Origin of the sequence: Calidithermus chliarophilus DSM 9957, from assembly GCF_000430045.1 — a bacterium.
In the GTDB taxonomy this organism is placed as follows: domain Bacteria; phylum Deinococcota; class Deinococci; order Deinococcales; family Thermaceae; genus Calidithermus; species Calidithermus chliarophilus.
The window spans coordinates 477,292-484,495 of record NZ_KE387027.1; the positions used below are offsets into that span (position 1 = coordinate 477,292).

General features: G+C 71.2%; 7 protein-coding genes. 6 read left to right on the forward strand and 1 reads right to left on the reverse strand.

The features are described from left to right. Window positions 1-24 precede the first annotated feature (24 nt). Together MEICH_RS0119320 and MEICH_RS0119325 are read left to right on the forward strand one after the other, a co-directional pair. The gene (locus tag MEICH_RS0119320) at window positions 25-2,277 is read left to right on the forward strand and encodes a sensor domain-containing diguanylate cyclase (RefSeq protein WP_027893957.1); all 2,253 of its coding nucleotides are present in this window, start codon (window positions 25-27) and stop codon (window positions 2,275-2,277) included. A 321-nt stretch (window positions 2,278-2,598) separates the two neighbouring features. Continuing rightward, window positions 2,599-3,084, forward strand: a complete 486-nt coding sequence (locus MEICH_RS0119325; RefSeq protein WP_027893958.1) for a hypothetical protein — start codon at window positions 2,599-2,601, stop codon at window positions 3,082-3,084. Between the two features lie 23 nt (window positions 3,085-3,107). Here the strand turns inward: MEICH_RS0119325 and MEICH_RS0119330 are convergent, their stop codons facing one another. Then, window positions 3,108-3,968 (reverse strand): DUF1028 domain-containing protein, encoded by an 861-nt coding sequence (locus MEICH_RS0119330; RefSeq protein ID WP_027893959.1) that lies wholly within the window; start codon window positions 3,966-3,968, stop codon window positions 3,108-3,110. A gap of 387 nt (window positions 3,969-4,355) precedes the next feature. Here MEICH_RS0119330 and MEICH_RS0119335 point away from each other — a divergent pair, with 387 nt between their 5' ends. From MEICH_RS0119335 to MEICH_RS26150, 4 genes are all read left to right on the forward strand, one after another. Then, on the forward strand, window positions 4,356-4,679 hold the full coding sequence (locus tag MEICH_RS0119335) for a helix-turn-helix domain-containing protein (protein WP_027893960.1): 324 nt from the start codon (window positions 4,356-4,358) through the stop codon (window positions 4,677-4,679). Between the two features lie 85 nt (window positions 4,680-4,764). Beyond that, window positions 4,765-5,679: a CAF17-like 4Fe-4S cluster assembly/insertion protein YgfZ gene (ygfZ, locus tag MEICH_RS26140; RefSeq protein WP_051304367.1), complete on the forward strand. Its 915-nt coding sequence runs from the start codon at window positions 4,765-4,767 to the stop codon at window positions 5,677-5,679. Beyond that, a complete protein-coding gene (locus MEICH_RS26145) occupies window positions 5,676-5,990 on the forward strand; it encodes a DUF4286 family protein (protein WP_051304368.1) in 315 nt (104 codons plus the stop codon). Before ygfZ ends, MEICH_RS26145 begins: the two co-directional genes overlap by 4 nt. 113 nt (window positions 5,991-6,103) lie before the next feature. Next, the coding region (locus MEICH_RS26150; protein WP_036219740.1) for a CinA family nicotinamide mononucleotide deamidase-related protein at window positions 6,104-7,204 on the forward strand (1,101 nt) is incomplete at its 3' end.

Genomic DNA, 7,204 nt, shown 5'->3' on the forward strand with positions numbered 1-7,204 from the left:
TCTGAACGCCGTATACTTGCCCCAATGCAAAACCGGGTGCTGACGGTCTGGTTCATCGCGTTGGCATCAGCGCTGGCCTGGCTCCTGACGCATTGGCTGCGCCCCGATCAACGCTACGAGGTGCCCTGGCTGATGACGGGGGTGACGGCGCTGGCCTCGCTGTACGGCCTGCCGGGGGGCCTGCTCGCCGGCGGGGTCGCCCTGGGCCTCGAGGCCGCCGTCGTGGGGGTGTCCGACCTGCCCTGGCTGGCCCTGGTCCTGCTGGTGAGCGTCCTGCTCGGCAACCGCGCGAGGCTACGCCTGGACGTCGTGCTGCGGCGCCAGTCCCAGACCACCCGCCAGCTCACCCTGCTGGTGGGGGCGCTCGAGGACCTCAGCCACCTCACCACCCGCGAGGCGGTGTTCGCCGCCCTGCCCGAGCTGCTGCAGCGGCAGGGGGAGGGCCACGCCTCGATCTGGGTCCCCAACGGCGAGGGCTTCCGCCCGGTGGCCTTCTCCGGCACGCCCCACCTGCCCGGCGCCATCGCCCCCACGGGCGTGGTGGGCCGGGCCTACGCCACCGGCCAGACCCAGTACGTCGCCGACGTGCACAAAGACCCCGGCTACATCCCCGCCACCCCCGCCACCCCGGCCTCCGGCGGCAGCGAACTGGCCCTGCCGCTGCGCGAGGGCGAGCAGGTGGTGGCGGTGCTCAACCTCGAGCGCCGCGAGCCCTTCCCGGCCGATGAGCGCCAGGGCCTCGAGCGCTTCGCCCAGGCCGTCAGCGCCCAGCTCGCGCGGCTGTCGGAGCGGCTGGAGAGCGAGCTGCTCAACCGGCTGGCGGTGTCGCTGGCCTCCATCCACTCCCCGCGCGCGATCCTCGAGCAGGCCCTGGAGATCCTCATGCCCCCCCTGGGGGTGCAGCACGGCGGCATCTTAATGCAGCAGGGCGCGCGCATGGTGCTGCTGGCGTCCAGGGGCACGAGCAGTGTGCAGGCCAGCATCCCCTTCGGCCGCGGGCTGGTCTGGCAGGTCTACCGCAGCGGCCAGCCGGTGTTCATCGAGAGCGCCTCGGCCCACGACGGCGCGGCCCTGGAGCTGCTGCTCGAGGCGCTGGAGGGCCTGGTGCTCCACCCCATCCCCCTGCCCGGCGGCGAGCGGCAGCGGGTGGTGCTCTACCTGGGCGACGAGCGCCCGCGGCTATGGCGGCAGTCGGAGCGCGACCTGCTGCAGACCGCCTGCCGCACCGTGGGCCTGGCTTTGGAGACCGCCCTGATCCGCGAGCGGCTGGAGGGCCTGCTGCACCTGGCCCGCGACACCGTCGAGGCCCCGCCCGCGCAGGTCTACCAGCAGGTGCTCGAGGCGGCGGTGCGGCTGGTGCCGGGGGCCGAGAAGGGCAGCCTGCTGGTGCGCAAGGGCGAGCACTTCTACTTCCAGGCGGTGGTGGGCTTCGACCTCGAGGCCCTTGTCGGCCTGCACTTCAACGAGACCGACCACCTGCGTTGGTACGGCGAGGACCGCCAGGGCTGGCTGCGCGGCGAGCCGCGCATCGTCACCGCCGAGGAGGTCTCCATCGCCGAGATCAGCCGCAGCACCGCCCCCGACGACACCCTCGAGCGCGTCGCGGCCATGGACCGCATGCAGGCCAACCTGACCCTGCCGATCCCCTACCGGGGCGAGGTGCTGGCCCTGCTCAACCTCGACAACTTCCACGACCCCGCCGCCTTCGACGCCTACTCCAAGGAGGTGGCCCGCTTCTTCAGCACCCCGGTGGCCGCCATCCTGCACGAGGTGCGCAACCGCAACCTCCTCGAGGAGGCCGCCCTCACCGACGCCCTCACCGGCCTGCCCAACCGCCGCGCCTTCGACCGCCGCCTCTCCGAGGAGCTCGAGCGGGCCAAGCGCCACGGCTACCCCCTCTCCCTGCTGGTCATGGACCTGCGCGGCTTCAAGCAGGTCAACGACCGCCTGGGCCACGCCCGCGGCGACGAGGCGCTGGTGCGGGTGGCGCAGGCACTGCTGCTCGAGCGGCGCAAGAGCGACAGCCTTTTCCGCTGGGGCGGCGACGAGTTCGCGGCCATCCTGCCCCACGCCGACTCGCTCGGCGGCCTCTCGGTGGCCCAGCGCTACGCCAGCCTGGTCGAGACCATCTGCCTCGAGGGGCTGTGCATGGGCCTCAACATCGGCGTGGCGACCTTTCCCGAGGAGGCCAACAACCAGCACACGTTGCTCCAACTGGCCGACAGCCGCATGTACAAGGCCAAGGAGCAGGGGGTGGCGGTGTTGAGGCCGTCGTGAGGGCTGGGGGGGTGTCGGACGCCGAACGCCGAACGCCGATAGCCCATAGCTGAACGCCAAACGCAAAACGCGGGTCCTACGTCGTACGCAAAACGCAAAACGCAAGACGCAAAACGCAAGACGCCTTGTTCCCCCCTTAGCAAGGGGGGCTGGGGGGGATATCCCCTCCCAGCGCGCGGGGAGGGGTGAACTATGAGCCACTAGCCTCCCGCTGACGGCTGATAGCTGATAGCTGACCGCTGACGGCTTCCCTCCCGGCTGCTGTGCTATCCTTGGGCATCGCAACATTGTTCAGGGCGGGCTCGAGGGGAGGTCTCGGGAATGAGGAAGGGTATTTTCGTGCTATTGCTGTTGCTGCTCGGCGGGCTGGCCTGGGGTCAGAAGAGCTATTTCGGCATTCACCCCAACATCGGGACGGGGGTGCTGGGGCTGGGGCTGGAGTATGCCGTGCAGCCGTGGCGCTTCAGCCTGGACTACGCCGCCATCACCGTCACCCTGAGCGACGGCGTGACCACGGTCAACGTCAACGGCCTGGGGCTGGGGGCCGACTACATCAGCCGCATCCCCTTGAGCGAGGACAAGTCCTCGTTCTTCTACTACGGCGCGGGGGTCTTTTTGTCCTACTACTTCACCGACGCGGCCTCGCTGTTCGGCCTGACCCCCAGGGCGCTGGGCGGGGTGGAATTCCTGCTGGCCCAGCCGCAGATCGCCCTCTACCTCGAGCCCCAGTTGGGCTACACCTACTTCCCCAGCGAGGGGGTCGGCGGCCTCATCCTGGGACTGCAACTGGGCATCTACTTCCGCTGAGCGCGGGGGCCGCGCCCTCGTGGTCATTCCCCCAGCTTGCTCCTGAGGTAGCGCAGGGCCACCGCGTCGAGGTAGGGGCCGCCGGTGTAGCGTTCCTCGAGGTTCTCGATCCCCACCAGCGCCCGGAAGGCCTTCTCGGTGGCCTCGTCCCACTCGCCCGTCGCCGCGCCCGCGTAGTGGCCCAGGCGGGCCAGGTGGCGCTGGAGCCAGGCGATGTCCTCCCGGCCCAGCGGCTCGGGGTCGCGCGGCTTGTCGAAGAGCAGGCGGTGGATCTCCAGCAGGCGGCCGAGCTCGAGGCAGGGGTCGGGGTGGTCGTCCACGCGCAGGTCGATCCAGCGGTCCATCCCGCCGTAGCCCTTGCCCGCCCCCACCACCGTCAGCGACGCCGATTGCCGCCCCCGCCGGTCGCCCCCGGCCCGGTCGGCGGCCAGGAGCGCGGCGCACAGCCGCTCGGGGAAGGGGAGGTCGAGGGCGGCGAAGGTGTCCACCAGCGCGTCGATCACCTCGGGGCCGCTGAGGATGTTGCCCTGCGCCGCGAAGTTCTCCCCCGACTTCCCCCCGGCCCAGCCGTGGCACTCGTTGCCGGTGAAGGAAAGGCTCTCACCCTTGGCGTTGACCATCCCGAACTGGCGGGTGTGCAGCCCCGGGTCGGTGCGGCGGAAGGTCGCCAGGATCTCCTCCATCCCGGCGTCGGCCTTCATCAGCGCCAGCCCCTGAGGCCCGAACCTGGGGTTGGCGTAAGACTGCGTCGCCACCGCGCCCACGCCCGCCTCGAGCCAGGGCACCACCGCCCCAACCGCCAAAAACTTGCTGGCGACGGCTATCCCAAGGTCGCCGGTCTGCGGGTCGCGGGCCACGAGGGAGAAGGTCGCGATCGGGGTCATGGAATTATCCTACGCCGGATGTCGATAGCCTATAGCCGATAGCCGAACGCCGAACGCAGGTCGTACGTCGTACGTCCTACGCCGTACGCCAGACGCCAAACGCCAAACGCGAAACGCAAAACGCCCTTTTCTTCACCCCCTTAGCAAGGGGGGCAGGGGGGATAAACCCTTCCCGCGGGCCGGGAGGGTTGGGGAGGGGTCCACCACGAGCCACTAGCCTTTCGCCCTTCGCTGACGGCTGATAGCTGACCGCTGACGGCTTACCCCCTTAATCCGGCTTCAACCTTTGGCTTTTCGGGTCATTCTGCCTAGCTTTACAGCCCCTCGGTGGGTAAGGATAGACGGTGCACGCCAAGTGGTGAGGGCATGACCGAGTGCCCTTAGGATATGGAGGTCAAGGGGGTAGACATGGGCGGGTTTGGAGAGCGGTTGCGGGAGGCCCGGGCTGCGAAGGGCCTGGGGGTCGCGGAGGTGGCGGGGCGGCTCAAGCTGCGGCCCGCGATGGTCGAGGCGCTCGAGGGCGAGGCCTGGGAGCAGCTACCCGAGCCGGCGCTGACGCGGGGCTACCTGCGGAACTATGCGCTGGTGCTGGGCCTAGACCCCAAGCCCCTGCTGGCGCTGTGCCCGGGGGCGACCCCGGCGAGCCCGAAGTCCCAGGAAGCTCGAGAAGAGAGCTCGGTCCGGGTGCGGGTGCTGCGGCCCGCGCTGTAGGCGGCCCGGCCGGCTCCCGCCGTGTCCGGGCGGATTGGGCGGGAGCTTACGCCGCCGGTGCCGGGGCATCCCTAGACTCTAGGGGATGAGAAGCGCCGTTGCGGCACCTTCCGAAGCCGAGCTGGAGGCTCTGCGCCAGGGGGTGGGCCTGGTCCGGCACGCCGGGGGCCTGCTCGAGGTGCGCGGGGCCGACCGCGCCGACTTTTTGCACAACCAGTGCACCTCCCACGTCAAGGGCCTGCCCCAGGGCGGCTGGCTCGAGACCCTTTTCCTCAACAACCGCGGCCAGGTCGAGTTCTTAGGCGAGGTCTTCCACCTCCCCGAGCGGTTGTGGCTCACCACCGACCGCCCCGCCGAGCTGCGCCAGCGCTTCCTGCGCTACATCATCTTCGACCAGGTCGAGGTGGCCGAGCTGCCGGGCTACGCGCTGCTCGAGCTCGTCGGCCCGTGCGCGGCCGAGGTCCTGCCCGCGCCCGAGGCCGGGCGCTGGGCCGAGCACGAGGGCGGGGTCGTGGCCCGCCACGCCCGCGGCCTGCGGCTGGTCGTGCCCGCCGAAAGGCTCGAGGCCGTCCGCCGGCAGGTGCTGGGCGCGGGCGGGGTGGAGGTGAGCCCCCAGGCCTACGCCCTCTGGCGCGTCGAGCAGGGGCTGGCCAGCAACCCCGAGGCCCTGGGCGAATTGCCGCAGGAGGTGGGGCTGGAGGCGCGGGTCTCCTATAAGAAGGGCTGCTACCTGGGCCAGGAGATCATGGCCCGGCTCGAGGCCCGCGGCAACACCCGCTACCGCCTGATGGCCTTGCAGGGGGAGGGGCTCGAGCCCGGGGCCGAGGTGCGGCGCGGCGAGAAGGCGGTGGGCAGGGTGGGCACCGTGGCCCTCTCGCCCCAGGGCGGTCCGCTGGCCCTGGCGCTGCTGCGCAAGGAGGTCGGGGTGGGGGAAGAGGTGTGGGCGGGCGGGTCGGCGGCGCGGGTGCTCGAGCCGCCGCTGCAAGGGGGCAGGCCATGATCACCTACGAGGTCACGGCCACGGTGCGCCCCGACCTTTGCGAGGCCTACGAGCGCTACATGCGCGAGCGCCACGTCCCCGACCTGCTCGAGACCGGCGCCTTCGCCGGGGCCAGCTTCAGCCGCTCGGCCCCCGGGCGCTACCGCGTCCGCTACGAGGCCCACGACCGCGCCGCCCTCGACCGCTACCTCGCCCACCACGCCCCCCGGCTGCGGCAGCACCTCCTCGACCGCTTCCCCGAGGGCGTCGAGCTCAGCCGCGAGGAGTGGGAGGTGCTGGCCTTCTGGCCCGCCGCCGGCAGCCCCCGCTAACCCCCGAGCCGACGCCGAACCCGCGAGAATCCCGTTCTGGAGCCTGCCGCGGTATCATCGGGTGAGGCTCTGGACAGCCCGTTAAGTATTAGCTATACTGACAGGAGTTGATTATGTTGTTAACAGAAATCATCGGGGTAGGGAGCGAGCTTCTGTACGGCGAGACGGTGGACACCAACACCGCCGAGATCGCGCGTAGCCTGCAGCCCTACGCCGTGGAGGTGCGCCGCACCCTGCGCGTATCCGACGACCTGGAGGCCCTCACCGCCGAGCTGCGGCAGTTGCTGGGCCACGCCCGGCTGGTGGTGCTCTCCGGCGGGCTGGGCCCCACCCCCGACGACGTGACCCGCGAGGCCGTCGCGGCCGCCTTGGGCGAGGAGCTGGAGCCCGACCCCGAAGTGCTGCGCTGGCTCGAGGAGCTCTTCGCCGCGCGCGGCTGGGCCATGCCCGAGGCCAACCGCAAGCAGGCCATGAAGATCCCCTCCGCCACCTGGCTGCCCAACCCGCGCGGCACCGCGCCGGGCTGGTGGGTGCGCCGCGACGGCCTCGACGTGGTGGCCCTCCCCGGCCCGCCCGCCGAGTGGCGGCCCATGTGGCAGCAGCTCCTGCCCCAGCTCGGCCTGCCCCGGCGCGCCTACGCGCAGAAGGCCTTCAAGACCTTCGGCCTGGGCGAGTCTAAGATCACCGAGGAGATGGGCGAGCTCTTCGTGCGGCAGGGCCCGGCCGAGGTGGGCACCTACGCCAAGGCGCACGGCGTGGAGGTGGTCATCCGCGGCGAGCCCGAAGAGGTCGAGCGCCTGGCGCGGCTCATCCGGCCCAAGCTGGGCCCCGCCGTATGGGGCGAGGACGACGCCACGCTGCCCCAGGTGTTGCTGCACGCGCTCGAGGCCCGCGGCGCCACCCTCGCCACCATCGAGTCGCTCACGGGGGGCCTGCTGGGCGCGCTCGTGACCGAGGTTCCCGGCGCCTCACGGGTCTATCTGGGCGGCGTGGTATCGTACAGCCCGGAGGCCAAGGTGCGCTACGGAGTACCCCGTCAGATCGTCGAGCAGGGCACGGTTTCTGAAGGATGTGCCGTGGCGATGGCGGAAGCAGTCCGAAATACCCTGGGCGCCACCTACGGCCTGGCCACCACCGGCGTCGCCGGGCCGGACGAGCTCGAGGGCCACCCCGCGGGCACGGTCTTCGTCGGGCTGGCCGGGCCGGAGGGCAGC